Consider the following 25,206-nt stretch of genomic DNA (forward strand, 5'->3'; position numbering starts at 1 on the left):
ACTCAACTATACCGCCATCTTCCGGTGCAGCACCGGTGCGCCGGTGGTGAGGCTTTCGGCCGCATCGATGATGGCGTTGGCATCGATGCCGTGGTGCCGGTAGAGGTCGGCGATCGTGCCGGTCTGACCGAACTGCTCGACGCCGAGTGCCTCGACGCGGTGGCCGCGGACGCTGCCGAGCCAGCCGAGCGCGGCGGGATGGCCGTCGATCACGGTCACGATGCCGCAGTCGCGCGGCAACGGCGCCAGCAGTTTCTCGATGTGGCTGAGATGCTGCACGCCGCGGCGGTCGCGCCGCAATCTTCGCGCGGCGGTCCAGCCAGCGTGGAGACGGTCGGCCGAGGTGATCGCGAGCAGGCCTACATCGCGGCGACTCTCGCCGATGAAGCCGGTCGCCTCGATCGCTTCCGGCGCGACTGCGCCGGTATAGGCGATCACGACTTCGGCATTCGGCCCCGGTTTGCGCAGCCAATAGGCGCCCTCGGTGATGCCCTGCCTCAGCTCCGGAGTCATGATGCGCTGCGCCTGCTCGATGCTGCGCGTCGACAGCCGCAAATAGATCGAGCCGCCCTCGCCGGCCTCGCGCTGCATGTGCTCAAAACCGAAAGCCATGATGACCGCGAGCTCGTCGACGAAGGCCGGCTCGAATGAGGCGAGCCCATCCTGCGCCATCCCAATCAACGGCGTTGCGATCGACTGGTGTGCGCCCCCTTCGGGCGCAAGCGTGATGCCCGATGGCGTTGCCGCCACCATGAAGCGCGCATCCTGATAACAGGCATAGTTCAGCGCATCGAGACCGCGCTCGATGAAGGGATCGTAGAGCGTGCCGACCGGCAGCAGCCGCTCGCCGTTGATCTGATGCGACAGGCCGAGCGCCGAGAGCATGATGAACAGGTTCATCTCGGCGATGCCGAGCTCGAGATGCTGCCCCTTGGGGGAAGCATCCCAATTATAGGTCGAAGGAATTTTCTCGCTGCGGAATAAGTCCGCCTTCTCCGCGCGGGCGAACAGGCCGCGGCGATTGACCCAGGGGCCAAGATTGGTCGAGACGGTCACGTCAGGCGAGGTCGTGACGATGCGCTTCGCGAGCTCGCTGTCGCTGCGCGCGATCTCGTTCAGCACGAGACCAAAGCCCTGCTGGGTCGACATCTGCGGTGACGGCTTGAACGCGAGCTGCTGAGGCACCTCGACCACGGGTGCGCTCAAGCGACGGCCATCCTGGTTGAACGGCACCCGCGCCAGAAAAGCTTCGAGTTCGGCCGGGTCTTGCGCGAGCCCCTCGAACTTGTCCCATTCATGCCCGGGCCGGATGTTCTGGCTGTCGCGAAACTTCTCCATCTGCGCGACCGTCATCAGCCCCGCGTGGTTGTCCTTGTGACCCTGGAACGGCAGGCCGACGCCCTTGATGGTGTAGGCGATGAAGCAGACCGGGTGATCGTGGTCGATGGACTCGAACGCCTCCAGCATGCTCGCCATGTCGTGGCCGCCGAGATTCGACATCAGCGCCAAGAGCTCGTCGTCGCTGCGCTTGTCAATCAGCTTGGTGATCGGGCCCTGGTCGCCGATCTCATCGTGCAGATGCTTGCGGAACGCCGCGCCGCCCTGAAAACACAGCGCTGCATAGAGCGCGTTCGGACAATTATCGATCCAGCGCTTCAACGCCTCGCCACCCGGCTCGGCAAAGGCCTCGCGCATTAGCCGGCCATATTTCACGATCACCACGTCCCAGCCGAAATTGCGGAACATGGTCTCGAACTTTTCCCAGAGCCCTTCGCGCACGACGGCATCGAGCGACTGCCTGTTATAGTCGACCACCCACCAGGTGTTGCGCAGGCCGTGCTTCCAGCCTTCTGCAAGGGCTTCGAAGATGTTGCCCTCGTCCATCTCGGCATCGCCGACCAGCGCAATCATCCGCCCTTCGCGGCGATCCTTCATCCAGCCATGCGCCTTAACGTAATCCTGCACCAGCGAGGCGAACAGCGTCTGCGCGACGCCGAGGCCGACCGAGCCGGTGGAGAAATCGACGTCGTCGACATCCTTGGTGCGTGAGGGATAGGACTGCGCGCCCTTCAAGCCGCGAAAATTCTCCAGCTTCTCGCGGGTCTGCCGGCCGAACAGATATTGGATGGCATGGAACACCGGGCTCGCATGCGGCTTCACTGCGACGCGATCCTCAGGTCTCAGCACGCTGAAATACAGGGCCGACATGATGGTGGCGAGCGAGGCGGATGAGGCTTGGTGGCCGCCGACCTTGAGGCCGTCCCCGCTCGGGCGGATGTGGTTGGCGTGGTGGATGGTCCAAGACGAGAGCCACAGCGCTTTGCGGCTAAGGGCGGTCAGGATGTCGAGGCGGGCGGAATCAACGGGCATGGCAATGCTCCCGGAAACAGGTCGGCCGATGATACGCCTGCCGGCCGCGCCAGACTTCTCAATTTTTCGCGCCATACCCGCTTGTCTTGGGATACTTTACCAACGGAAGGCCAAATATACAGGTTTGATCCCAATGCCCGAGCTCGACACCATCGATCGAAAAATCCTCGCGCTGCTCCAGACCGACAGCCGCATGACCATGCAGGAGCTTGCCGACAAGGTCGGGCTCTCGGTCTCGCCCTGCCACCGCCGCGTCAAGCTTCTGGAGGAACGCGGCGTCATCTCGCGCTACGTTGCGACCGTCGACCAGAAGGCGCTGGGGCTACACGTCAGCGTCTTCATCTCGATCAAGCTGGCGCGGCAGAAGGAGGAAGACCTCAACCGCTTCGCCCGCGCGATCTCGAAATGGGACGAGGTGCTGGAATGCTATCTGATGACCGGCAATCGCGACTATCTGCTGCGCGTGGTGGCCGCCGACCTCGCCTCCTACGAGACGTTCCTGAAGACCAAGCTGACCCGGCTCGACGGCATCGCTTCGATCGAATCGAGCTTTGCGCTGAGCCAAGTGAAGTATTCGATTGCGCTGCCGGTGTAGCGTATCACCGCCACGGCTGCACGATGATCTTGGTGTGCGCCTCGGGATTGGCAAGATCGGCGAACGCTTTTGCGACGCCGTCTATACCGACCTCCGCGGTCACCATCGCCGCCGCATCCACCTGCCCTTCCGCGATGAGACGCAGCGACGCTGCGAACTCGTCCGGGGTGTAGCCGAGCACGTACTGGACGTTGAGCTCCTTCATGATGCCTAGCATCGGCTCGCTTTTGTCGGTTTCCATGCAGACGCCGACCACGACAACGCGCGCATCGCGCGGCGCGCCTTCGAACACCTGCTGTAACAGGCCGGGCACGCCGACACATTCGAAAATGATCGCAGGCCTCAGCGCGGGCAGCATGGCCTGGAACGGCGGTCGCGCTGCCTTCTCGGCCTCCGACATCTGGGCGTGCTCGGCCCAGGTCGCATAAGGCTGCGACACCCGGGGATCGACGACGATATCCGCGCCAAGCCTGGCCGCAAGCGCGCGCCGCGCCGGCGAATAGTCGGCTGCGACGATCGGATGCAGCCCCTTGAGCTTGAGCGCAGCGATCACCGCAAGCCCGACCGGGCCGCAGCCGATCACCAGCGGCACCTCGCCGCCACGGATATTGGCTTTTGCGACGGCATGGACGCCGACGGCGAGCGGCTCGGTCAGCGCAGCATGTTCCGGCGCAAGGCCGTTTGGCACTTCGAGCAGCAGCGGCTCGCTGAGCAGCATCGCCTCGGCATAGCCGCCGATATTGTCGTTGGAATAGCCGATGCCCTCAATGCCCTGCGGCGTCACCAGGGCCGGCAGCGAGCAGACCCGCGTCCCCGGCCTAAGCTTGCGTTCGGTGCCCGGTCCGTAGTCGACGATCTCGCAGCAGAACTCATGACCGAACACGACGTCGCGGCTGAGATCCATCGGCTTGCGGCCGGTCTTCCGCGCCATCTCCACCATGCGATGGGCGTGCTGGCGTGCGTGCAGATCGGACCCGCAAATGCCGCAGGCGAGCGTCTTGACCAGAACCTGGCCGGGACCCGGCGTCGGCTCCGCCATCCGGTCGACAACAATCTCACCGTTCCTGAAAATCGCAGCGCGCATCCGGCTCCTCCCGTGGTGTTGGAGCCATTGGTACCACGACGCGCGACGCGCGATCTTGCCTCAGGGGTTCGGGGAGCGCTCTTCCAGCACCAGGAGTTGGGCGCGGCGCACCCGCTCGCGATGGGCGATGTAAAGGCCGCTCGCGACGATGAAGGCCGCGCCCACGATGGTCCAGAGGTCAGGCACCTCACCGAAGATGAAGAAGCCCAGAATGCTGACCCAGAGCAGCTGGGTGTAGGAGAACGGCGCCAGCACCGAGGCATCGCCATAGCGATAGGCCAGCACGATGATCCACTGGCCGACGGTAGAGGCAACTCCGATCACGATGCCAAGCCCGATCGCGGTCCAGCTCGGCGTGACCCAGACGAACGGCACCATCACGGAAAGGATCGCAACGCCCGTCAGCGCCGAGTAAGCCATGGTGGTGAGAACCGCCTCGCGACCGCTCATCATGCGCGTCAGGATCAGCGCGGCAGCCCAGCAGAACGCCGAGATGATCGGGAAGAACGCCGCGGCATGAAATGCGCTGGAGCCCGGGCGCAGGATGATCATCACGCCGGTCAGGCCGATCGCGGTGGCGATCCAGCGGCGCAATCCGACCTTCTCGCTCAGGAAGATGATCGACAGCGCGGTGACGAACAGCGGTGAGACGAAGCCGGTGGCGGAGGCTTCCGCAATGGGGAGGAAGCGGAGACCGGTGATGAAGAACAGGGAGGAGCCGAGCAGCGCGGCGCCGCGCATCAATTGCAAGCCGAGGCGCTCGGTGCGCATCGCATGCAGCGGCGAGCCCGGCAGCATCACCGGCGTGAACATCAGCGCGAAGGTGACGAAGCGGATCCAGGTGATCTCGATCGACGGCAGGCTGGTCGAGAGATATTTCGCGGTGACGTCGGATGTGCCGAGAAACACCGTCGACAGCAACACCAGCGCAATGCCTTTGAAGGGATGATCGACGCGCGCGGGCGCGCGGCGAACTTCCTGCTTCTTCTCCGGCACGGGCATGGGAATATTGTCGAGCCTTGCGGCTGCGGCGGGCGGCGGTGTCACGGCTGGAACCCGGGAAAATGCGAATCGAGAACGCTCGTAAAAAACGACAAATGCGCCGCGCCCGCAACTTCCGAAAACAGGATGCCGATATGCGCTGACGCCCGCGCGCGTCAATACTCCATTAATAATGAGCGTTTGTGCATTACAACATGGGCAGGCTGCGCGGCTTCGGCCCGCGCGGAAACGCCGCATCGAGCGCCGCAATCTCGTCTTTCGTCAGCACGAGATCGCCGGCAGCCGCATTTTCGCCGGCATGTTCCGCGGACGAGGCTTTCGGAATCGCGAACACCGTAGTTGCACGGGTGAGGAAGCTTAGTGCGACCTGACGCGGCGTCACGCCACGCGCCTCCGCAATGCGCCCGAGCACGGCACCACCCTTGCTGCGCGCGTCCGGGAAATCGTCATGACCAAACGGCGAATAGGCGACCACGGCGACACCATGCCGCTCACACCAGGGAATCACGGCATGCTCGATCGCGCGTTCCTTGAGATGATAGAGCACCTGATTGCATGCGATCCGCCCCTCGCCCGCAACCTCGAGTATTTCGTCAAGATCCCCGGCGTCGAAATTGGAGACGCCCCAGGACTTGATCTTGCCGGTCTTCACCAGCTCTTCGAACGCGGCGACGGTGTCCTCGAGCGAATAGGAGCCGCGCCAGTGCAACAGATAGCAGTCGAGCCGATCGGTCTTCAGCCGTTTCAGCGAACGCTCACACGCCGTGATCGTGCCGCGGCGCGAGGCGTTGCTCGGCAGCACTTTTGAGACGAGGAACACTTCATCGCGACGGCCCGCAATCGCCTCCGCAATGACGAGCTCGGCATCGCCATACATCTCGGCGGTGTCGATGTGGGTCATGCCGAGATCGAGCCCGCGCTGAAGCGCGGCAATGGTGCGGTTGCGGTCGCCACGGTCGAGATACCAGGTGCCCTGTCCGATGACGGAGACGTTGGCGCCGGTCGTGCCGAACGAGTTTAATTTCATCTGCAATCCTCATCTCCGCTGCCTATGTCGTCCTGGCGAAAGCCATTACCACAGGGAGATGTTGTTACAGAAGACGGTGGCGACAGTTCTGTTCCGCGCGCGATGAGATGGGAGCAGCGCGCCGCTACCCCGCCGCCCCCGCAAGCTTGCCCTGCTTCGCCGGCACTTCCGTCGTTGCAATCAACCGCTTCAGCTCGGGGATGCAGGAGCCGCAATTGGTGCCGGCCTTGAGCTTGCCGCCAATCTCGGCCGCGGTGCGCGCCCCGGCGGCGATGGTGTCGCAGATGGTGCCGCGGCCGACGCCGAAGCAGGCGCAGACGATCGGCCCGGTCGAGGCCGCGCCCTCCGTCGACTTGCCTGCCAGCAGCATGCGGCGCTGCTCGTCGGTGACGTGATCGGAGGCAAAGGCATTTCTGACCACTTCCCAATCGCCGGCATCATGCCCGGGGCCGACGAACAGGCAGGCCTCGATGCGATCGCCCGCGAACGAGGCTGCGCGATAGATGCCGCCGCCGAAATCGCGATATTCGGCAACGTCCTCGCCGGCGACGCCGTCGAGCCAGGCCGGCCAGCGCGATAGATCCGCATTGTCGGCGAACAGATAGCCGAAACCGCCGGGGACCGTGACGCGGGTCCACAACAGGTTCGGCGGCAGATCGAGCTGCTGTCGCGACAGCGCAAAGCCGCGAAAGACGTATTCGTAAGGCGCGATCGCGACTGGGGTCGCCTTGGACTCGGGCTGTCCGGAGAACGGATCCGTGAACGGCTGCACCAACGCCCCGACGCGGCCATGCGAGGCATTCATCGCGCTCCAGTGGATCGGAACAAACAGCGTGCCGCGCTGCTGGCGTTCTGTGACAGCGACCTTCAGAATGCACTGGCCGTAATCAGTGCTGACGCGGGCATAGCCGTCATCGACGATGCCGTATTTGCTGGCGTCGTCCGGGTGGATCTCGACAAACGGCTCGGGCAGATGCGCGCCGAGCCGCTGGCTGAGGCCCGTGCGCGTCATGGTGTGCCACTGGTCGCGGATGCGTCCGGTATTGAGCCTCAGGGGACGCGAGGCGCCGGTCTCGCTGCGCAACGCCGGCACTTCCGGCGCGACGAAGCGGCCCTTGCCGTCATTGGTGAAGAAGCCGCCATTCGCGAAGAAGCGCGCGCCGGGCGCCTCGCCTTGGCGCGCCGGCCACTGCACCGGCTTGAGGGCATCGAAAGCGTCGTCCGACAGCGAGGTCAGGGCGCCGATGTCGAAATCACGGCTGCCGTCGTTCTCGAAGGCCGAGAGCGCCGCGTGCTCGCGAAAAATCTCGGCGGCCGATTTGTAGTTGAAGCTGTCGCCGAAGCCGAGACGTTTTGCGGTCTCGCTCAGGATCCACCAATCGGGGCGCGCCTCGCCGGGCGCCGGCAGGAACGAGCGCTGGCGCGAGATGCGGCGTTCGGAGTTGGTCACCGTGCCCGACTTCTCGCCCCAGGCGAGCGCCGGCAACAGCACATGCGGACCCGCCTCAACCGTGTCGTTGGAAAGCACGTTCTCGGAGACCACGAACAGCTCGAGCTTCTTCAGCGCCTCGCGCACGAAGTCGGCATCGGGCAGCGACACCGCGGGATTGGTGCCCATCACCCAAAGCGCCTTGACCTCGCCGCAGTCGATCGCCTCGAACAATTGCACTGCCTTCAATCCTTCATGGGTGGCGATGCGCGGCGCCTTCCAGAACCGTCTGACACGATCGATGTCGGGCGGCGTGAAGCCCATATGGGCGGCAAGCATATTGGCGAGGCCGCCGACCTCGCGGCCGCCCATGGCGTTGGGCTGGCCGGTGAGCGAGAACGGCGAAGCGCCCGGCTTGCCAATGCGTCCCGTCGCAAGATGGCAGTTCAGGATCGCGTTGACCTTGTCGGTGCCCTGCGCCGACTGGTTGACGCCCTGCGAATAGAGCGTGACGACGCGCGGCGTGTCGCGGAACATCTGAAAGAAGGCCGCAACATCCTGTTCGGAGAGGCCCGTGGCCAGCGCGGTCGCAGTGACGCTGCCAGCAATGTTGCGCGCGCGAGCCAGCGCATCGTCGAAACCCGAGGTGTTGTTCGCGATGTAGTTCTGATCCAGCGCGCCGTTGTCGGCGAGATGGATGAACAAGCCGGAAAACAGCGCGGTGTCGGTTCCGGGCTTGAGGCCGAGGAACAGATCGACGTCATCAGCGGTGTCGGTGCGGCGCGGATCGATCACGATCATCCGCGCACCACGCTCCTGCCGGTTCTTCAGCATGCGCTGGAACAGCACGGGATGGCACCAGGCCGCATTCGATCCGACGAAGACCAGCAGGTCAGCCTGGTCGAGATCCTCGTAGCAGCCGGGCACAGTGTCGGCGCCGAAGGCGCGGCGATGACCGGCGACCGAGGACGACATGCACAGCCGCGAATTGGTGTCGACATTGGCGGTGCCCACAAAGCCCTTCATCAGCTTGTTGGCGACGTAATAGTCCTCGGTAAGCAATTGGCCGGAGAGATAGAACGCGACTGCGTCGGTGCCGTCGCGCGCCACGATGTGCTGCATGCGGTGGGCGACGTGATCGAGCGCATCGCTCCAGGCGACGCGCTCGAGCACGCCCTTGCAGCGGATCATCGGATAGAGCAGACGGCTTTCGAGGCCGACGGTCTCGCCCAGCGCCGAGCCCTTCGAGCACAGCCGGCCGAAATTGGCGGGATGCTCGGGGTCGCCCGCGATAGCCGCGCCGCCCTTGCCGTCCGGCGTCGCCAACACGCCGCAGCCGACGCCGCAATAGGGACAGGTCGTCTTGGTCGTGCGGAGCGCGGGATCGATCGCCGTCATATCGAACTGCCTTATCAAGCCGCCTTGTCAAGCCGCCTTGGAGGGACGCGCTAGCGCGCGGCCGAACATCATGTCGGTGCGGATCGCCGCCACCTTGTCGCGATTGCGGATCAGTTCGAGATACCAGAGCGCATCGACGGTATCGCCGATCAGCACGGCACCGGTGAGCCGGCCGTCAGCAATGACGAGCTTCTTGTAGGTGCCGCGCCTGCGGTCGGTGAGCACGAGGCTCTCGCTGCCCTCGCCGCCCATGAAGTCGCCGGCCGAGAACACGCCGACGCCAGAGACTTTCAGATTGGTCGAGACCACACTGCCCTGGTAGGCGGCCGGACGGCCGGCCAGATGCCGCGCCAGCACCCGCGCCTGCTCGTAAGCCGGCTCGACCAGGCCATAGCAGATGCCGCGATGCTCGGCGCATTCGCCCAGCGCGAAGATGTCGGGCGAAGCCGTCTGCATCACATCGTTGACGACGACGCCGCGGTTGACAGCGATGCCGGCGTCCTCGGCCAGTGCAACGTTCGGCTTGATGCCGGCGGCGAAGATCACGGCGTCGGCCTCGATACGGCTGCCATCGGCAAGCTCGACGGCCTCGACACGGCCCTCGCCATGAATGCGGGCGGTCGAGGCATTGAGCAGGATCCGGATGCCCTTGCGCTCGACCAGCGTCTTGAGCAGATCGGCGGCCGGCCCATCGAGCTGGCGCTCCATCAGCCGGTCCATCAGATGCAGCAGCGTCACCGGCGCGCCGGCCTTGGCAAGTCCATACGCCGCTTCGAGACCGAGCAGGCCGCCGCCGACCACGATGACGCGCTTCTTCGCCGCAGCTAGCGTCAGCAACAGATCGACGTCGCGCGTATCGCGGAAAGTGTGCACGCCGGCTAAATCGGCGCCCGGCACGTTAAGCCGCAGCGGCGTCGAGCCGGTGGCGAGCACCAGCTTGGAATATTCCATGCTCTCCTCACCGGCGATCTTGAGCTCGCGGCGGCCGGTATCAATCTCGGTGACCCGATAACCGTAGCGCACCGTGACGCCGCGATGGCGCCACCAATCGGCCGGCCGGAGCTCGATCTCGTGCGAGCCGGTCTCGCCAGCCAGCACGGATGAGAGCAGCACGCGGTTGTAAGCGAGCCGCGGCTCTTCGCCGATGACGGCGACCGCGTAGCGGCCGAGCGCGGTCTTGGCGAGCTCATCGACCAGTCGCGCGGCCGCCATACCGTTACCGACAATGACGAGCGGTTCACTCATGGCAATTCCCTATTCCATAGCCTGCGGTGGAGCTTCTCCCCGCGTACGGGGAGAAGCGAGCTTCGTACCGAGTGTCACACTCTTGCTTCCGCAAGGCTCGACGCGCCTTCACCCTGCGGGCTGCGACGCAGGTAGAACCACCAGGTCAGAGCGAGGCAGGAGGCGTAGAAGGCGAGATAGATCGCGAGCGCGAGCTGCGGTCCGCCGGTCAGGGCGATCGACTTGCCGAAGCCGGTCGGGATCAGGTAGCCGCCGACCGCGCCGATCGCACCGATGAAGCCGACCGCCGCGCCGCTCTCGATGCTCGCCGTCTTCAGCGCGAGTGCGCGCGCCGTATCACCCTTGCCGCGCACCTTGAACAGATTCTCCTCGCGAAAGATCGAAGGGATCATGCGATAGGTCGAGCCGTTGCCGATGCCCGTCGTCACGAACAGGATCAGGAACATCGACAGGAAGCCGATGAAATCCTTCTGTCCCACGAAGTAGAGCACGCCAACCGTGGCGCCCGCCATCATGATGAAGTTCCAGAAGGTGATGATCGAGCCGCCGATCTTGTCGGCAAGCCAGCCGCCGAGCGGGCGCGAGAGCGAGCCGACCAGCGGTCCCATGAACGCGATCGAGATCGTCACGGCCGGGAATTGCGTCTTGATCAGCAGCGGGAACGCGGCGGAGTAGCCGATGAAGGATCCGAACGTGCCGATATAGAGGTACGCCATGATCCAGGTGTGCTTGCGCTTGACGATCGCGAGCTGGTTCTTCACCGACGATTTCGCCGAGGTCAGATTGTTCATGAAGAACACGGCGCCGAACACCGCGATCGCGATCGGCAGCACCCACATCAGGCCGGCGTTCTGGAGGAAGACGCCGTCGACGGGCGTGGCCTGGAACAGGTTGATGACCGCGAGCGTCATCAAGATCGGGGTCAAGAGCTGCACGCTGGAGACGCCGATATTGCCGCCGGCGGCGTTGAGGCCGAGCGCCCATCCCTTCATCCGGTCGGGGAAGAAGAAGGAGATGTTGGTCATGCTGGAGGCGAAATTGCCACCGCCAAGGCCCGCGGCCGAGGCAACCAGCAGCATCAGCCAGAACGGCGTGTCGGGTTGGCTCACGAAATAGGCAAGCGACAGCGTCGGAATAAACAGGATCGCTGCACTGAAGACGGTCCAGTTGCGGCCCCCGAAGGTCGTCACGGCAAATGTGTAGGGGAAGCGCATCAGGGCGCCGATCAGGCCCGGCACGGCGACGAGCTGGAACAGCTGGTCGGTGGTGTAGTGGAAGCCCGCCTGCGGCAGCTTGGTGGCGACGATGCTCCAGATCAGCCAGACCGAGAAGCCGATATGCTCGGCCACGATCGACCAGATCAGGTTGCGTCGCGCGATGGTCTTGCCAGTCGTATTCCAGAACGCCTCATCTTCGGGGCGCCAGTCTGAAATCCAGGTTGGATTCTTCGTCATTGAGTATCCCTTCTAGGCTCACCGCTGCGTCGTTGCAGGCTCAGCCTCCGGCCACGGAGGCACGCTCCGAGGCGTCACCCCGGTGGCGAGTTCACGATGCTGATTGATGATGTTGAGGGACGTCGTCGTTGGCGTCGCGCAATCACATTTCAATTTCCGTGCCAGTTGCGCGCACGCTGGAAATATAGGGATTTCAGTACGTTATTCGTATTGCCCGAATTTCTTGCAAGGCCTTTCCGCACGCTAAATTTGCGATTCGCTCAATCCTTGTGCGACGCACAAGGATTGAGCGACATGTCAATTAATTAGGCGCGCGCATGTCGCGCGTTAACGCTTCGGTTACGCGGCCTCGATGAAGCGATGGCGCTCGTAGAGGAATTCGAGCACGCGCTGCCGGCACTTCAAGTAGGTGGCGCTGGTCGCAAGCTCGAGCCGCTTGCGCGGCCGCGTTAGCGGCACCTCCAGCACCTCACCGATGCGCGCGCTCGGCCCATTTGTCATCATGACGATGCGGTCGGACAACAGCACCGCCTCGTCCACGTCGTGAGTAATCATCAGGATGGTGTTGCCGAGCTTCTGATGCAGCGCCATCACGGAGTCCTGGAGATGCGCTCGGGTCAGCGCGTCGAGCGCGCCGAACGGCTCGTCGAGCAGCAGCACCTTCGGCTCCATCGCCAGCGTCCGCGCAATGCCGACGCGCTGCTTCATGCCGCCGGAGATTTCGGAAGGACGCTTGTCCCTGGCGTGGGCCATCTGCACCAGGCTGAGATTGTGCATCACCCAGGCGTCGCGTTCGGCGCGGGATTTGGTCCTGGAAAAGACCTTATCGACGCCGAGCCTGACGTTCTCGTAGACGGTCAGCCACGGCAGCAGGCTGTGGTTCTGGAACACGACGGCGCGATCGGGCCCCGGCGAGTTGACCTCGCGATTCTCCAGCAGCACGCCGCCGGTGGTCGCGCCGGTCAGGCCTGCGATGATGTTGAGCAGGGTCGACTTGCCGCAGCCGGAATGACCGATGATCGAGACATATTCGCCCTTCTCGATCGTCAGGTTGATCTCCTTGAGCACCTCCGTGGTGGCCGCGCCGCGGGTGAAGACCTTGTCGATGTGGTCGAGCTTCAAATAGGCGGTCATGTGCCCTCCTCTCAATTCTGCGCGGTGCCGCGGGTGACGAACTTGCCGATGCCCGCGATCAGGCGGTCCAGCACGAAGCCGACGATGCCCACATAAAACAGCGCCAGGATGATCTCGCTGATATGCGAGGAGTTCCAGGCGTCCCAGATGAAGAAGCCGATGCCGACGCCGCCGATCAGCATTTCGGCGGCGACGATCGCGAGCCACGACAGGCCGATGCCGATGCGCAGGCCGGTGAAAATGTAGGGCGCGGCCGCCGGAATCATGATCTTGGAGAAGAACTCGAGCGGATTGAGCTGCACCACGGCCGCGACGTTGCGATAGTCCTGCGGGATGTTGCGGATGCCGACCGCGGTGTTGATGATGATCGGCCAGATCGAGGTGATGAAGATGACGAAGATCGCCGAGGGCTGGCCGTCGCGAAAGGCGGCGAGCGAGAGCGGCAGCCAGGCGAGCGGCGGGATGGTGCGCAGCACCTGGAATAGCGGATCGAGCCCGCGCATCGCCCAGACCGACTGTCCGACCAGCACGCCCAACGCGATGCCGGCGATCGCTGAGAGCGAATAGCCGAAGGCGACGCGCTGGAGACTTGCGGAGAGATGCCAGAACAGGCCCTTGTCGATACCGCCATGGTCGAAGAACGGATCGAGGATCAGCTCCTTGGTGTCCTTGAACACCTTTGATGGTGGCGGCAGCGCCGAGCCGGCGCGGCGGCAGACCAGCTCCCAGACCAGCGTCAGCAGCGCGATCACGACCAGCGGCGGGATCACGCGCGCGGCCGTCTGCCGCGCCATGCGTGCGTAAGCTTCGGTGCGCGGGGGACGCTTTGGCGTCATCGCGACGACCGGCGCGGCGCTGGCCGCAGGCGTCGCCGTTTCAATCTCAATCTTGGCGGCGGACATATTCATTGCAATCTCTCTCCGGCTTCAAAAGACGATGCGGCCGCGCAAAGGCGGCCGCTGGCCCCCATCAGACTTCGACACGTTTGATCGCGAGCGACTTCAGATAAGCAGCCGGATTTTCCGGATCGAATACCTTGCCGTCGAAGAAGGTTTCCTTGCCGCGCGAGGTGGAGGCCGGGATCTCGGAGGCCGCGACACCGAGCGTCTTGGCCGCATCGCGCCACATGTCCTCGCGATTGACCTTGGCGATCAGCGCCTTGGTGTCGAAATTCGCCTCGTACTTGCCCCAGCGGATGTCCTCGGTGAGGAACCAGAGATCGTGGCTCTGGAAGGGGTACGAGGCGAAGTCGCGCCAGTACTTCATGATGTGTGGAGAGTTCTCCACCACCTTGCCGGGGATGCCGTAGTCGAACTTGCCTGCGGTACGATCGAGCACGTCCTCGACCGGGCAGTTCATCCACTGCCGCTTGCCCATGATGGCGGCAAGCTCGGCCTTGTTCTCGGCCTTGTCGGCCCATTGCTGGGCTTCCATCACCGCCATCAATAGCGCCTTGGCGGCCTTTGGGTATTTGTCGACGAAGGCGGCGCGCATGCCGAAGGATTTCTCCGGATGCTTATTCCAGAGCTCGCCGGTCGTTACCGCGGTGTAGCCGATATTCTGATGGATCAGCTGCAGATTCCAGGGCTCGCCGACGCAGAAGCAGTCCATGGTGCCGACCTTCATGTTGGCCACCATCTGCGGCGGCGGCACGACGATGGTCTCGATGTCCTTGTCGGGATCGATGCCGCCGGCGGCGAGCCAGTAGCGGATCCAGAGATCATGCGTGCCACCGGGAAAGGTCATTGCCGCCTTCACGGCCTTGCCGGACGCCTTCTTCTTGTCCAGCGCAGCCTTGAAGGGCGTCGCATCGACGCCGAGCTTGAGGTCAGCATATTCGTTCGCAACGGAGATGCACTGGCTATCGAGATTGAGCCGGGCCAGGATGTACATCGGCGTCGGCTGGTTGTTCTGCGTCACCTTGCCGGCCGAGATCAGATACGGCATCGGGGTGAGGATATGTGCGCCGTCGATGCCATTGCCTTCGGAGCCGAGCACGAGGTTGTCGCGCGTCGTGCCCCAGGAGGCCTGCTTCTGCACGTCGACGTCGGGCATGCCGTGCTTGGCGAACAGCCCCTTGTCCCTGGCGACGAACAGCGGGCCAGCGTCGCTGAGCGCGATGAAGCCGAGCTTGGCGCCCTTGACCTCAGGGCCTGCCTCCTGCGCGAAGACGCCGGCGGGAAAATTCAGTTTTGCGGCGGCGAGAAGTGCGGCGGTAGCGCCGGTCGCCTTCATCAATTGGCGGCGGCTAAGCCCGTTATCCGAGGGCCGGCGGGTGCGCTTGGTCATAGGCAGGTCGTCCTTTGCGTCGTTGCAGAATTGATGGCTTCAGTGCACACGATCAGCCCGTCCGTCCGGCGGCGCCGTATTTGGCGCATGCGAACGCACGACCGGGGAAACCCCCGTCCGGTGGCGTCGGCAAGTCGGATGAGAAGTCTCGCGGGACGGCTTCAATGGCGTCGGCACGGAACTATTCAAGCTTCGTGCCAAGCCTGATGGCCATAATAGGTAAGAACAATCAACATGTTATTGGAATTGCGGCAGGCTGCCGCATCACCGCTTCGCATGTGAAACTTGCGATCTGCTCAATCTTTGTGCGACGCACAAACCTTGTGCAGCAGCTCAAGCAGGAGGCCGACAGGCGCTTCGGGGACCGTTTGAGCAGAGACACATCCCGCTGATATCGCTTCATTTTTCCTCCGCGCACGAGCGGCACGCAACTTGCATTTACTTGGGCGTCAACGAAGACTGCGGCTTGCCGCATGGTTGCAGCCTCTGGCGGCTGCATTCCGGAAGCTCAACTGCTTCGCGGTCCTCTCGCTCGTCGTGACGCGATTCCCAAGGCTTCCAACTCCATAGCCCTCGTGCGCGGCAGGCCAGCCCGCACGACGCCAAGACGTTCAGCGCGCTCTCCATGAGGGTGTGTCGATCTCACTTACGAAGCAAAAGGATCCATTGATGTCGTATCTCGCGCCTTCGGAATTCGTCACCAAGATGGTGGATGCGGGCGAGTCCAAGATCTTCATGTCCACCCGGGATACCATCATCCGCGCCTACATGGCCGGCGCCATCCTCACGCTCGCCGCATGGTTCGCTGTCACGATCAACGTCAACACCGGCCAGCCGTTGGTCGGCGCGCTCTTGTTTCCGGTCGGATTCGTCATGCTGTACCTCCTGGGCTTCGATCTCCTGACCGGTGTGTTCGTGCTCTCGCCGCTCGCCCTGATCGACAAGCGTCCCGGCGTCACACTCGGCGGCGTGCTGCGCAATTGGGGCTTGGTGTTCGTCGGTAACTTCGCCGGCGCGTTCACGGTCGCCTTCATGATGGCCTTCGTCACGACCTTCGGCTTCACACAGCCGCCTGACAAGGTCGGCACCGCCATCGGGATCATCGGCGAAAGCCGGACGCTCGGCTACGCCGCGCATGGTGCGGCCGGAATGGCGACGCTGTTCATGCGCGGCATGCTCTGCAACTGGATGGTCTCGACCGGCGTCGTCGGCGCGATGATTTCGACCTCGGTCCCCGGCAAGGTTATTGCGATGTGGATGCCGATCCTGGTGTTCTTCTACATGGTGTTCGAGCATTCGGTCGTGAACATGTTCCTGTTCCCGTCAGGACTGCTGCTCGGCGCAAAGTTCTCGATCCTGGACTATTTGATCTGGAACGAGATCCCGACCGTGCTCGGCAACCTCGTCGGCGGCCTGGCCTTCACCGGCATGACCCTCTACGCTACGCACGTCATGACCCTGCCGAAGCGCGAGGTCGGCAAGGCTACGAAGCCCCGCGTTGCGGCCTGATCGAATACGTCTCGACAGAGGAGCCTCGCCTGCGCAGGGTGAGGCTCCTCTTTCCTGGTGACGACGATGACCCCCGGACTCCTGATTTCGGTCGGCCAGCACTCCGACAAGGGTCGCAAGCCCCTCAACCAGGATTTTCACGGCGTCCTCATTCCAGAGGAGCCGCTGCTCAGCCTGAAGGGCATCGCCGCCGTCCTCGCCGACGGCATTTCGAGCAGCACGGTGAGCCAGATCGCCAGCGAGTCGGCGGTCAAGAGCTTCCTGATGGACTATTACTGCACGTCGGAATCCTGGACGGTGAAGACGTCTGCCCGCCGCGTGCTGGATGCCACCAATTCCTGGCTGCACGCGCAGACGCGCAAGAGTCAATACGCCTATGATCGCGACAAGGGCTATGTCTGCACCCTCACCGCCATGGTCATCAAGGCGACCACCGCGCATATCTTCCATGTCGGTGACTGCCGCGTCTACCGCGTCGCCGGTAAGGCGCTCGAGCAACTGACCGACGATCACCGGATCATCGTGTCGTCGGAGCAGACTTATCTCGGCCGCGCACTCGGCATCAATCCGCAGCTCGAGATCGACTATCAGGCCTTCGAGATCGAGGCGGGCGACACCTTTCTGCTGGCGACCGACGGCGCCTACGAATTCGTCGACGCGCGCTTCGTCACGAGCGCGCTGAACGAGCACGCAGGCGAGCTCGACGCGGCGGCCAAGGCCATCGTCGAGGAAGCCTACCGGCGCGGCAGCGACGACAACATCACGGTCCAGATCCTGCGCATCGATGCAGTGCCCCAGCGCGAGCCGGCCGGCATCTTCAATCAGACGTCCCAATTGCCGCTGCCTCCGCTGCCGGAACCGCGCGCGATCTTCGACGGCTACCGGATCATCCGCGAGATCCACGGCAGCAGCCGCAGTCATATCTACTTTGCCGTCGACACCGAGACCGAGGAGCCGGTCGCGCTCAAGCTGCCGTCGGTCGACCTGCGCGATAACGCCGCCTATCTCAAGCGCTTCCTGATGGAGGAATGGATCGCGCGCCGGATCGACAGCCCGCACGTGCTGAAGCCGCGGTCACAGTCGAGACGGCGCAGCTATCTCTACATCGCGACCGAATTCGTCGAAGGCCAGACCTTGAAGCAGTGGATGACCGACAATCCACGCCCCGATCTCGAAACCGTCCGCGGCCTGATCGAGCAGGTCGCCGCGGGCTTACGCGCCTTCCACCGCATGGAGATGCTGCATCAGGACCTCAGGCCGGACAACATCCTGATCGACAAGACCGGCACCGCCAAGATCATCGACTTCGGATCGGTCAGGGTGGCCGGCGTCGCGGAAGCGGCGCCGCGAGACGAGGCCGACGACATCCTGGGAACGGTCCAGTACACGGCGCCGGAGTACTTTCTCGGCGAAGGCGGCTCGCCGCGCTCCGACATGTTTTCGTTGGCTGTGATCTGCTACCAGATGCTGACGGGGAAGTTGCCCTATGGCACCCAGGTTGCCCGAATTCGGCGCAAGGCGGACGTGCGGCGACTTCAGTATCGCCCGGCCGACGAGGACCGCAATGTGCCGGCCTGGGTCGACGGCGCGCTCAGGCGCGCGCTACATCCCGATCCCTACAAGCGGCACGAGGATCTGTCCGAATTCGTCTACGAGCTCCGCACGCCCAATCCGGTCTATCTCGACACGCGGATCACGCCGCTTTTGGAGCGCAGTCCGCTGATGTTCTGGAAATTGACCACGGCGGCGCTCGCCTGCGCGGTCGTCGTGCTGCTGGCGATATTGCACGCGCGCTGATCAGGGGCGTGGCCTCGCAGGGCTCACCACGTGATCAGCGGAGACTGATGCAGCCATGCATCGGCGCGCACCTGATCCAGCACGAATTTTGCGACGTCTGCGCGCGCTATGCTGCCGCCATGGAAGTCCGAAAGATCCGTCAGGGCCCGCACCGAGCCGCGGCCGGGCTTGTTGTTCAGGGCGGAAGGAGGAACCAGGACCCCAGTCCAGCCCGCTGTCTCTGACGATGGCTTCCTGCCGGTTCTTGTCGGCGTACACCTTCTTCAGGAGGAGCGGAAAGATCACATTGTCGGCGAGAAAGCCGCCGTGCCCGGCGCCGTCGCCGGCGCCGATCCCCGTAATGCAAACCAGACGGGAGACATGTTTGGCCTTCACTCGCGCTCACGAGCGCGCGCGTCGCGCTCGAGAGAAGCGTTACCTTGCGGAACGGGCTTACCGGTGTACCCAGCGCACTGACGACGGCGTCACGGCCTTCGAGGGCTTCGAGCAAAACTGTTTCGTCGCGGGCGTCTCCTCGCCCCCGTGATGTCACTCGCCTTTTCGGCGGAACGCACCAGCACGGTGACCTCGTACCCCCGCGCCACCGCCTGGCTGACGATCAGCCGGCCGGTGGCGCCGGTGGCGCCAAGTACCAGTATCTTCGCTGCGCCCTCCGGATTCGCCGGAACGGCGCCGGTCGAAGCGATCATGATCGAATTCCTTGTGAGGATTGGGGCGTGCCGTATCGTCAGGCGGAGGCGGCGATCTCGGAGACGAAGTCGCGATAGGAGCGCAGGGGACGGCGCAGCAGCGCGGTCAGACGCTCGACGTCGCCGGCCTCGGGCACCATTCCCTCGGTGAGGAAACGCTCGCTCATCAGCCGCATGTCGAAGGCCATCCAGCTCGGCATGAACTGCCTGAGATTCTTCTCGAAGCCGGCGGTATCGTCGCCGGGATAGGCGATGGTGCGACCCAGAACCTCCGACCAGACGGCGGCGGCTTTCGCGCCGGTCAGCGTTTCGGGACCGACGAGATTGATGCGGTCGAGCGGCAGCGAGGCTGCGGCTCGCTCTCGACGGATCAGTTCGATGGCGGCGATCTCGCCGATGTCGCGTGCATCGATCATGGCGAGTCCCTTGCTCCCGATGGGCATCGGATAGATGCCGTATCCGGTCACCACGTCCTTGATCGTGACGTCGTTGTTCATGAAGTAAGCGGGGCGCAGGATGGTGGCGTTGAAGCCCATCTGCTCGATCATCCGCTCGACACCGAACTTGCCGGCAAAGTGCGGCACGTTCACGTAGCGATCGCTGTGGATCACCGAGAGGTAGACGACCCGCTCGACGCCGGCCTCGCGGGCCACGTTGAGCGCAATCAGCGCCTGCGTGAATTCATCCGGCACCACTGCGTTGAGCAGGAACAGGGTCGAGACTCCGCTAAACGCGCCGCGGAGCGCGTCGACATCGAGCAGGTCGCCCTGCACGACATTGACGCCTGTCGGGAGGTTTGCCTTTGCAGGATCGCGGGCGAGAGCACGGACATCGGCGCCGCGCTTGACGAGTTGTTCGACGACGTGGCGGCCAATGGTGCCGGTTGCGCCGGTAACGAGGATGGTCATGGGATCACTCCGGGTTGGGTGCAGAAGACACAAGGGAAATTAGTGATCCACATTTGAACCGATAGACGATATATGTAGACTGACCGTCTCACTGGTGGAACGATGGACCTGCTCGCACTCGCCGATTTCAACCTCGTCGCCCGACACGGCGGGTTCGGACGCGCCGCACGGGCCGCCGGGCGCCCGAAAGCCACCCTGTCCCGACGGGTCGCCGAGCTGGAGGCCGCGCTCGACCTGCGCCTGTTCGAGCGCGGCGCGCGCGCCCTGAAACTCACGCAGGAAGGACGCGCCCTTTACGAGCGGACGGGGGCATTGCTCGTCGAGCTCGACGAGGCGGCCGCGGCAATCGCTTCGGGTGGGGACAGGCCGCGGGGTCGCCTGCGGATCAGCGCGCCTTTGCTGTTTTCGCAAACTGCAATGGGGAATCTCGCGGCCGGGTTCGCGCTCAGATATCCGGAGGTCCGTCTTGAGGTCACGACGGAAGATCGCTCCGTGGACATGGTGGAGGAAGGGTATGACCTCGTCATTCGGGTCAATCCGGCTCCGGACGAGAGCCTTGTGGGCCGGATCTTTCTGCGCGACCGGCTAGTGGTCGTGGCGAGCCCGGATTTGAAGCGACCGCGGGACGGTATCGCTGTGCCGGCTGTCATGCGCGGAGCGGGCGACCAGCTAACAACCTGGGAGGTGACGGTGCCAGGCGGACGATCGCGCATCACGGTTGATCCGGTCCTTCGCCTGTCATCGCTCGTCATGGTCCGCGATGCAGTCCGGGCGGGCGTCGGCGCCGCGCGCCTTCCCGTGTCACTGGTCAGTCACGACCTGGCTGCCGGCACGCTGGTGCATTGGGGCAACATCGACGGACCAGAGATCGCGTTGTGGACGCTCTATCCATCGCGGCGGCTCTTGAGCGCGCGCGTATCCGCCTTCCTCGACTTCATGAAAGAAGCCTTTCCGATGGGGACGCCTGACGAGTTGGCGGCCTTCATCGGGCGCTGAGAGGCGGCGCGCGCTGCTCGCGCCTGACCGTCAGGCCGGCTCCTCCGCCTTCGTCCCCAGCGGCTTCGGCGCCATACCGCCGCCCGGCTTGAGGTGGAATTCATAGCTCATCAGGTGCCACTGCCCGTTCGCCCTGGTGCCGTCGGGCATCTCAAGGTCGTTGCGCGGCTCGACCTTGGCCACCAGATCGTCCTTCACACCGAACACCACGTCGGAATCCAGGTATTTGTCGCCATCCATGAAGACGTGGGTGATCAGCGGCTCATAACCCTTTGCATTGACCAGGAAATGGACATGCGCCGGGCGCATCGGGTGGCGGTTGGTCTGCATGATCATCTCGCCGACCGGACCGTCGGTCGGGATAGGGTAGCTGCACGGCAGGATGGTGCGAAAGAAGAACCGGCCGTCGTCATCGGTGATGAAGCGCGCCCGCGCTGAGGCGCCGACCTCGTCATAGTTCGGCTTCTGTGAATCGTAGAAGCCGTCATCGTCGGCATGCCAGACGTCGACGGGGACATTCGCGAGCGGCTTGCCCTTGAGATCGGTGACGCGGCTCTGCACGAACATCCGTTCGCCGGTCTGATTGTTCGGCGAGATGTCGGTGCCGTGCGCGGTCACCTTGTGCTCGCCGACGTAGAACGGGCCGAGCACCGTGGTCTGGGTGGCGCCCTCGCGGTCGCGGTGATTGACTGCGTCGACCAGCATGGAGACGCCGAGCACGTCGGATAGCAGGATGAACTCCTGGCGGGTGTCGGTGCATTTCTGGCCGGTGCGGGTCAGGAAATCGATGGCGTATTCCCACTCCTCGAAGGTGAGACCGGTCTTGCTCACGTAATCGTGCAGCGACTTCACCAATTCCTGGAGCAGGAATTTCGCGCGCGGGTCGGGTGTCTGGTCAAAGCTCCGGACGACGGCTTCGGTGAGCTCGGTCTCGTTGAACTGGGTCATGGTGCGTTTGCCTGCGTTTTCTCGTTGGCCCGTTGGGATCTCTTGGGCTGCTTGGAGGCGTTCCAGGTTGGAGCCTACACTAACCGGCCGCCCGGCGTTAAGCGCGACCAGCTTGGAATGAGCCCGCCATTTCGGCTATCAACGGAGCGACAAAAACTGCCCGGAGGAACAGATGCTCGCGCCCACACCCGCCTCGCCCGAATGCGTCGGCATGTCTAAGACCGCACTGGACCGCGTCGATACGCATCTGAAGAACCGGTACATCGACGCGGGCCGGTTCCCCGGCGCGCATCTCCTCGTCTACCGCCGCGGCAAGGTCGCACACAGCTCGGTTCAGGGCCTTGCCGACGTCGAGCGCAAAGTGCCGGTCAAGGACGACACCATCTACCGCATCTATTCCATGACGAAGCCGCTCACCAGCATCGCCTTCATGATGCTGGTCGAGCAAGGTCTCGTCGCGATCGACGAGCCTGTCGCCAAGTACATTCCGGAATGGAAGGATCTCGGCGTATTCGTCGCCGGCACCTACCCGGCCTTCCTGACCCGGCCGCCGTCCCGGCCGATGCTGATCGTCGACCTCCTGCGCCATACTTCCGGCCTCACCTACGGCTTCCAGCAGCGCTCCAATGTTGATGCCGCCTATCGCGCCGAGAAGATCGGGGAGGTCGAGAAGTCCGGCACGCTCCAGACCATGATCGAGAGCCTTGCAAAGATCCCGCTGGAGTTCTCGCCGGGCGAGGCCTGGAACTACTCGGTCGCGACCGACGTGCTCGGCTATCTCGTCGCCAAGATTTCAGGCATGCCGTTCGAGCAGTTCCTGAAAGCGCGCATCCTCGATCCACTCGGCATGACCGACACCGACTTCCACGTGCCAGCCTCGAAGGCGCATCGTTTCGCGGCCTGCTATTCCGCCGATCCAGGCGGCGGAATGACGTTCCATGCCGGCCAGCGGCGCGAGGGCCTGACGCTCCAGGATGATCCGGCAACCAGCTCGTTCCTGTCGCCGCCCTCCTTCATCTCCGGCGGCGGCGGGCTGTGCTCGACGGTCGCCGATTATCTCACCTTCTGCCGCGCGCTGCTCAACGGTGGCGAGCTCGGCGGCGTCAGGCTGATCGGGCCGAAGACGCTGGCGCTGATGACGAGCAACCACATTCCGGGCGGACGCTTCCTGCCCGAGGTGTCACGCTCGCTGTTTTCGGAAGCTGCCTATAACGGAATCGGCTTCGGCCTTGGCTTTGCCGTGACCATGCGCCCGGCCGACACGCTGATCGCCGGCAGCCCCGGCGAATACAATTGGGGCGGCGCGGCGACGACCTCGTTCTGGATCGACCCCGCCGAAGAGCTGATCACGATCTTCATGACGCAGGTATTGCCCTCGAGCGCCTATCCGATCCGTCGCGAGCTGCGCAGCATGGTCTACGCCGCGATCACCGAGAGCAATCTGTAAGGGATGGAATGGATCCCGCGGCCTTGGCCGCGGGATCGCGCCATCAGACGCTCATTTGAGCATCTCCGGCACGATCAGACGCGGCAAGAACAGCGACACGCTCGGCCAAACGATGAGCGCCGCCAGCACGAGCAGCATCGGAATCAGCATGATCACCGTGTCCTTCAGAGCATAACGCAGCCGCACGCCCGCGATCGAACAGGCGATCATCAGACATAGACCATAGGGCGGCGTCACCAGTCCGAAGGCCAGCGAGACGATGGAGATGATCGCGAACTGGACCGGATGGAGGTCGACGGATTTAGCCAGCGGCTCCAGCACCGTGCCGACGATGATGATCGCCGGGATGGCGTCGAGGAAGCAGCCCACCACCAGGAAGCAGAAGGCGATGAAGAAGCCGGCCCCGACGCTGCCCATGCCCCATGTCGAGACGTTGGCCAGCAGCTCTTGCGGGATCCTGTAATAGGCAAGCAGCCAGCCAAACGCGCTCGCGGTGCCGACGCAAAACAGCGCCACGCCGGAAAGGCGCCCGGTATCGAGCAGGGCCTTGTATAATTCGCGCGGGCCTGTCTCGCGATAGAAGAACGCCGAGAGCGCGACGGAATAGAGCACCGCGACGCAGGCGGACTCGGTTGCAGTGAACCACCCGAGCAGAATGCCGCCGACGATGATGAACGGAGTCATCAGCGCTGGTATCGACCGCCAAATGGCGCATCGCATCTCGACCCAGGTCGCCTTCGGATAGGTCGGGTAGCCGCGGCGCACGGCATAGACGTGCACCGTTGCCATCTGCGCGCCCGCGATCAGCAGGCCCGGCACGATGCCGGCCAGATACATCGCCGCGATCGAGGTCGAGATCAGCCCGCCCCAGACGATCATGAGGATCGACGGCGGGATGATGACAGCCAGCACCGCAGAAACCGCGGTGATGGCGATGGAAAAGGAGAGATCGTAGCCTTCCTTGGTCTGTGCATCGATGAAGATCTTTGATTGGCTCGCCGCGTCGGCGGTGGAGGACCCGGAGATTCCTGCAAAGAACACCGACAGCACGACGTTGATCTGCGCCAGGGATCCCGGCCAGTGCCCGACCAACGATCGCGATAGCGCCACCAGGCGGTCGGTGATGCCGCCGATGCTCATCAGATTCGCCGTCAGCAGGAAAAACGGGACCGCGAGCAGGATGAATGAATTGTACGCGTTGAAGGTCTCCTGCGCGAGCGTCATCAGTGACAGGTGCGGCTCGATCAGCAGGATCGGCACGCAGGCAAGGCCGAGCGCGAAAGCGACCGGCACGCGCACGATGAGCAGGCCGATGAAAACCCCGAACAGCACCATCGCGGCCTGTCCAGCAGAGAGTACATTGCCGCTCATCGCCCCGCCCCAACCAGAACGCGCATTTCATCAATGATCTGTTCGCCTGCAAAGACGATCCACGTCGCGCCGGTCACGGGCCAGGCAATGTGAATCAACCAAAGCGGCAGATCGGCCAATTCCGAAGTTCTGTTCCAGGCGAAGCGGGTAAACTCCATGCCGGCCAATAGGAACACCAGCGCCAATGCCAGCACGCCGAGACGGGCGAGGATCCGCACCGCGGCCTCCGATCGCCGCGACAGATTGGGCCACACGTCGACCTCAAAATGCTGCGCTTCCCGCACACCGACCATGGCCCCGATCATGATCGTCCAGATGAAGAGAAACCGCGCCATCTCCTCCGTCCAGATGTAGGAAGGAATGAAGGGCGTGTAGCGCGAGATGATTTGCAGCGTGACCGGAAGAACCAGGATACCGACGCTGGCGGCCAGCAGGAATTCCAGCAGCTTCCCATAGGCCGCCGTGACGCGACGCCACAACGACGGTGTGGACGGGACGGGCATTTCAGACATTG

At 63.9% G+C, this 25,206-nt stretch carries 19 protein-coding genes and 1 pseudogene; 5 read left to right on the forward strand and 15 right to left on the reverse strand.

All coding sequences use genetic code 11. The features are described 5' to 3' along the window. Positions 1-6: 6 nt before the first annotated feature. Positions 7-2,370, reverse strand: a complete 2,364-nt coding sequence (locus tag IVA91_RS12875) for a transketolase (RefSeq protein ID WP_247458815.1) — start codon at positions 2,368-2,370, stop codon at positions 7-9. 133 nt (positions 2,371-2,503) lie between these two features. On the opposite strand from IVA91_RS12875, the gene IVA91_RS12880 reads away from it, so the two are divergent. After that, positions 2,504-2,965, forward strand: a complete 462-nt coding sequence (locus tag IVA91_RS12880) for an Lrp/AsnC family transcriptional regulator (protein ID WP_247279301.1) — start codon at positions 2,504-2,506, stop codon at positions 2,963-2,965. A gap of 4 nt (positions 2,966-2,969) precedes the next feature. On the opposite strand, the gene IVA91_RS12885 is transcribed toward IVA91_RS12880, so the two are convergent. The 9 genes from IVA91_RS12885 to IVA91_RS12925 form a co-directional block, all read right to left on the reverse strand. Then, the gene (locus IVA91_RS12885) at positions 2,970-4,049 is read right to left on the reverse strand and encodes a zinc-binding dehydrogenase (protein ID WP_247279300.1); all 1,080 of its coding nucleotides are present in this window, start codon (positions 4,047-4,049) and stop codon (positions 2,970-2,972) included. 60 nt (positions 4,050-4,109) lie between these two features. Then, positions 4,110-5,051 (reverse strand): DMT family transporter, encoded by a 942-nt coding sequence (locus IVA91_RS12890; protein WP_247279339.1) that lies wholly within the window; start codon positions 5,049-5,051, stop codon positions 4,110-4,112. 187 nt (positions 5,052-5,238) lie between these two features. Beyond that, the gene (locus IVA91_RS12895) at positions 5,239-6,078 is read right to left on the reverse strand and encodes an aldo/keto reductase (RefSeq protein WP_247279338.1); all 840 of its coding nucleotides are present in this window, start codon (positions 6,076-6,078) and stop codon (positions 5,239-5,241) included. 124 nt (positions 6,079-6,202) lie between these two features. Beyond that, positions 6,203-8,905, reverse strand: coding sequence for a nitrate reductase (locus IVA91_RS12900; protein WP_247279299.1), 2,703 nt, complete (start codon positions 8,903-8,905; stop codon positions 6,203-6,205). Between the two features lie 27 nt (positions 8,906-8,932). Beyond that, entirely contained in the window at positions 8,933-10,150 is a 1,218-nt protein-coding gene (locus tag IVA91_RS12905) for an FAD-dependent oxidoreductase (RefSeq protein WP_247279298.1), read from the reverse strand. A 74-nt stretch (positions 10,151-10,224) separates the two neighbouring features. Beyond that, complete coding sequence (locus IVA91_RS12910; RefSeq protein ID WP_247279297.1) at positions 10,225-11,604, reverse strand: MFS transporter; 1,380 nt, start codon at positions 11,602-11,604, stop codon at positions 10,225-10,227. A gap of 339 nt (positions 11,605-11,943) precedes the next feature. Continuing rightward, on the reverse strand, positions 11,944-12,738 hold the full coding sequence (locus tag IVA91_RS12915) for an ABC transporter ATP-binding protein (RefSeq protein ID WP_247458816.1): 795 nt from the start codon (positions 12,736-12,738) through the stop codon (positions 11,944-11,946). A gap of 11 nt (positions 12,739-12,749) precedes the next feature. Further along, positions 12,750-13,646 (reverse strand): nitrate ABC transporter permease, encoded by an 897-nt coding sequence (gene ntrB, locus IVA91_RS12920; RefSeq protein ID WP_247279295.1) that lies wholly within the window; start codon positions 13,644-13,646, stop codon positions 12,750-12,752. Between the two features lie 61 nt (positions 13,647-13,707). Beyond that, a complete protein-coding gene (locus tag IVA91_RS12925; protein WP_247279294.1) occupies positions 13,708-15,027 on the reverse strand; it encodes a CmpA/NrtA family ABC transporter substrate-binding protein in 1,320 nt (439 codons plus the stop codon). A 669-nt stretch (positions 15,028-15,696) separates the two neighbouring features. On the opposite strand from IVA91_RS12925, the gene IVA91_RS12930 reads away from it, so the two are divergent. After that, positions 15,697-16,536 (forward strand): formate/nitrite transporter family protein, encoded by an 840-nt coding sequence (locus IVA91_RS12930; RefSeq protein ID WP_247279293.1) that lies wholly within the window; start codon positions 15,697-15,699, stop codon positions 16,534-16,536. Positions 16,537-16,602: 66 nt separating this feature from the next. Further along, the gene (locus tag IVA91_RS12935; protein ID WP_247279292.1) at positions 16,603-18,333 is read left to right on the forward strand and encodes a bifunctional protein-serine/threonine kinase/phosphatase; all 1,731 of its coding nucleotides are present in this window, start codon (positions 16,603-16,605) and stop codon (positions 18,331-18,333) included. A 23-nt stretch (positions 18,334-18,356) separates the two neighbouring features. Here IVA91_RS12935 and IVA91_RS12940 read toward each other — a convergent pair. Both IVA91_RS12940 and IVA91_RS12945 read right to left on the reverse strand, forming a co-directional pair. After that, positions 18,357-19,022 (reverse strand): annotated as a pseudogene (locus IVA91_RS12940) (SDR family oxidoreductase). Between the two features lie 38 nt (positions 19,023-19,060). Continuing rightward, positions 19,061-19,930 carry an NmrA/HSCARG family protein gene (locus IVA91_RS12945; protein ID WP_247279291.1) on the reverse strand — a complete coding sequence of 290 codons (870 nt, stop codon included), beginning with the start codon at positions 19,928-19,930 and terminating at the stop codon, positions 19,061-19,063. 102 nt (positions 19,931-20,032) lie between these two features. Here IVA91_RS12945 and IVA91_RS12950 point away from each other — a divergent pair, with 102 nt between their 5' ends. Continuing rightward, a complete protein-coding gene (locus IVA91_RS12950; protein WP_247279290.1) occupies positions 20,033-20,926 on the forward strand; it encodes a LysR family transcriptional regulator in 894 nt (297 codons plus the stop codon). Positions 20,927-20,956: 30 nt separating this feature from the next. Here the strand turns inward: IVA91_RS12950 and IVA91_RS12955 are convergent, their stop codons facing one another. Then, on the reverse strand, positions 20,957-21,874 hold the full coding sequence (locus tag IVA91_RS12955) for an intradiol ring-cleavage dioxygenase (protein WP_247279289.1): 918 nt from the start codon (positions 21,872-21,874) through the stop codon (positions 20,957-20,959). A gap of 172 nt (positions 21,875-22,046) precedes the next feature. Between IVA91_RS12955 and IVA91_RS12960 the strand changes: the two genes are divergently transcribed. After that, complete coding sequence (locus IVA91_RS12960) at positions 22,047-23,321, forward strand: serine hydrolase domain-containing protein (RefSeq protein WP_247279288.1); 1,275 nt, start codon at positions 22,047-22,049, stop codon at positions 23,319-23,321. A gap of 51 nt (positions 23,322-23,372) precedes the next feature. On the opposite strand, the gene IVA91_RS12965 is transcribed toward IVA91_RS12960, so the two are convergent. Both IVA91_RS12965 and IVA91_RS12970 read right to left on the reverse strand, forming a co-directional pair. After that, positions 23,373-24,692, reverse strand: a complete 1,320-nt coding sequence (locus IVA91_RS12965) for a TRAP transporter large permease (protein WP_247279287.1) — start codon at positions 24,690-24,692, stop codon at positions 23,373-23,375. Further along, on the reverse strand, positions 24,689-25,204 hold the full coding sequence (locus IVA91_RS12970) for a TRAP transporter small permease (protein ID WP_247279286.1): 516 nt from the start codon (positions 25,202-25,204) through the stop codon (positions 24,689-24,691). The genes IVA91_RS12965 and IVA91_RS12970 overlap by 4 nt, the downstream gene beginning before the upstream one ends. Positions 25,205-25,206: the final 2 nt, after the last annotated feature.

The organism is Bradyrhizobium sp. 153 (genome assembly GCF_023073835.1).
In the GTDB taxonomy this organism is placed as follows: Bacteria; Pseudomonadota; Alphaproteobacteria; order Rhizobiales; family Xanthobacteraceae; genus Bradyrhizobium.